Annotated in this window: 2 protein-coding genes; both read right to left on the minus strand. The window is 49.8% G+C overall.

Going from position 1 to position 2,596, the window contains the following annotated elements; translation table 11 throughout:
• Positions 1–44: 44 nt before the first annotated feature.
• The gene (locus B5J94_RS13350; protein WP_062501513.1) at positions 45–1,331 is read right to left on the minus strand and encodes a molybdopterin molybdotransferase MoeA; all 1,287 of its coding nucleotides are present in this window, start codon (positions 1,329–1,331) and stop codon (positions 45–47) included.
• 9 nt (positions 1,332–1,340) lie between these two features.
• The gene (locus B5J94_RS13355) at positions 1,341–2,474 is read right to left on the minus strand and encodes a peptidylprolyl isomerase (protein WP_079364196.1); all 1,134 of its coding nucleotides are present in this window, start codon (positions 2,472–2,474) and stop codon (positions 1,341–1,343) included.
• Positions 2,475–2,596 lie beyond the last annotated feature (122 nt).

The following is a 2,596-nucleotide window of genomic DNA, read 5'->3' on the forward strand; positions in this document are numbered from 1 at the left end:
CATTGGTGTAAATTGGGGTTGATTTGCTATAAAAACAAACCTTATCAATAAAACCCCCACCCAAATGGCTCTATTGTTATCTCATCGCCTGCTAAATAGCCTTCGCTGTCTTTGTCCGCCACGATAAGGCAATTGGCAAGCGATAACTGCTTGATACGGTGCGAGTCTTGCACACCCACCGCTTGTACCACAAATCTACCAAGCTCATCTTGATGGTATATGCCACGCATAAATTCTTTACGCCCTGCCCTTTTTTTGATGTCGTGGCTTAGGGTCGCTCTTAGGGTCAATCGCTTGGGTAAGTCATCATCACGCACCCCAGACAGTCGCCACAAGGCAGGAATGATAAACTGCAAACAGCCCACCACACACGATAAAGGATTACCTGGTAGCCCAAAATACAGCACCGTTTTGGGGTTGTCGGCATTGTCATAAAGCTCGCCAAAGACAAAGGGCTTGCCTGGTTTCATGGCGACTTTGTAATGGGTGATTTTGCCCAGTTTGTCAATGGCGTGGGTCAAAAAGTCGTAATCGCCCACCGACACCCCTGCACTGGACACCACCACATCGCATTCATGCACCGCTTGCTCTATGGCGTGGCAGGTCTTAGCTAAGTCGTCAGGGATAATGCCGTAATCTTTGATGATGATGGGCAAGTCTTTTAGAAGTGCTTTTAGGGTGGGTGTGTTTGAGTTATAAATATTGGCAAGGCTTGGCAGGCTCTCGCCCACAGTTACAAGCTCGTCCCCTGTCGCCAAAATCCCCACCACAAGCGGACGATATACCACCACATCCGCCATGCCAAGATTGGCAAGCAGACTGATGTCGGCAGGATTTAGGCGTTTGCCCGCACTCAGCACGCACTCGCCTGTGGCGACTTCTTCGCCTTGGCGTCTTACGTTGTTGCCTGCGTATGAGTCTTTGGCAAGGGTGATGGCGTAAGTGGTGGATTTATCAATGCTGTGTTTGATGTCGTCCCAATCGGTATTTTCTTGCATGACCACATTGTCGCACCCGTCTGGCACGACCGCCCCTGTAAAAATTCGCACCGCTTGCCCCATGCCCACCACGCCTTGATAAGGCTTTCCTGCACACGACTCGCCAATGACGACAAACGGGCTACCACTCGCCAAATCCGACCCTGCCCCCAAGGCAAAACCGTCCATGGCGGACAAGTGTTGGCGGGGAATGTCAAAACCTGCCGTAATGTCCTGTGCCAGCACATGACCGATGGCGGACAATAGGGGTAAAGCTATCGTGTCCTTATGAGCCTTGGCGTGCGTGCTTGCCGTGGTGTTGATGGCGTGTTGTAAGTTTTCTACGGTAATCATAATCCCCCCTTAGCCCCGATAAATGTTCTCTTGATTGACACTAATGTCAATGCCCACGATGTCGGCATTTTGTTTTAGAGTGTACAAATAATCAATCAGAGCATGATGAAACGCCTGCTGAGACAGTCTATTTCTAATCATGGGCAGGGCTTCATCAAAGCTCAATGCCTTACCGTCCATACGCTCCATGACATCCACAATATGCACCCCATAACGGCTCTCAATGGGGCTTGGGGCAAGCCCTTTGGGCAAGGCAAAGACCGCCTTTTCAAATTCGGGTACGGTCGCTCCCTTTTGTAGAATACCAAGCTCGCCCCCGTCTGTCTTGGACGGACAGGCAGAGTATTGCATGGCTTGGGTAATGAACTCGCCTGACGGGTTTGGGCTATTTTTGATGATGTCAATCAGCTCATAGGCACGTTTTTTTAGCTCAATGCGTTCTTCGCCTTCTTCGGGCGGACAGGCGAGCAAAATGTGGCGGACTTTCATGACAGGCGGTGCGGTAAACTCGCCTTGATTGGCGGTGTAATACTGCTCACAAATGCTGTCGGTTGGCGTGTTGGGGTGGACGTTTTTGGCGATGAGTTTTGAGATGGCGTTTTCGTCATCGACTTGCCATTCGTCTTTTAATTCATCATCTGCCATGACCGCTTGGCGTAACAGTTCACGAATAACCAACGCTTGGGCGGACAAAAACAACGCCTCGTCTTGGCTGTCGGCAGGATGATACTGCACTTCTTCACCAATGGCTTGCTCGCTGATAAGTACGCCATTGACCGTGATGGTCGGTACGCTTTGGCGTGATGATGTGATGAGATTACTGTGATTGCTATTCTCCTCACTAATGGCCTGCTGTATGAGTTTGGCATCAGATGATAGGCGTTGTAGGTCGTCCGATGTGGGCATGACCCGAATGCCGTCATCATAAAATTCAGGCTCATGGCTATGATTGTGGACATGATTGTGATGGTTATGGTCGTGGCTATGGTCGTGAGAACCGCCACAACCGCACGAACCGTCTAACGGCTTGGCGTGGCTTTGGCTTGGCTCGCTGATGTGTAATAGCTCAGGGCTGGCTTGGGTAAGGCTTGAAGTGGGGGCAGATTTATTTGGGGCTTTAGGGTTGTAGGCTTGGACAGTCATAAGACACCTTTGGGATGTTGGTTTTGGTGTATTATTCATGATATTCGTCAAGGATAAAATACTCCTTTTGGTTTAGCTTGGTTTTTTTAACCTTTATAATATAGGGCGAATGTCATTCGCCC

This window comes from Moraxella lacunata (assembly GCF_002027545.1).
In the GTDB taxonomy this organism is placed as follows: Bacteria; Pseudomonadota; Gammaproteobacteria; order Pseudomonadales; family Moraxellaceae; genus Moraxella; species Moraxella lacunata.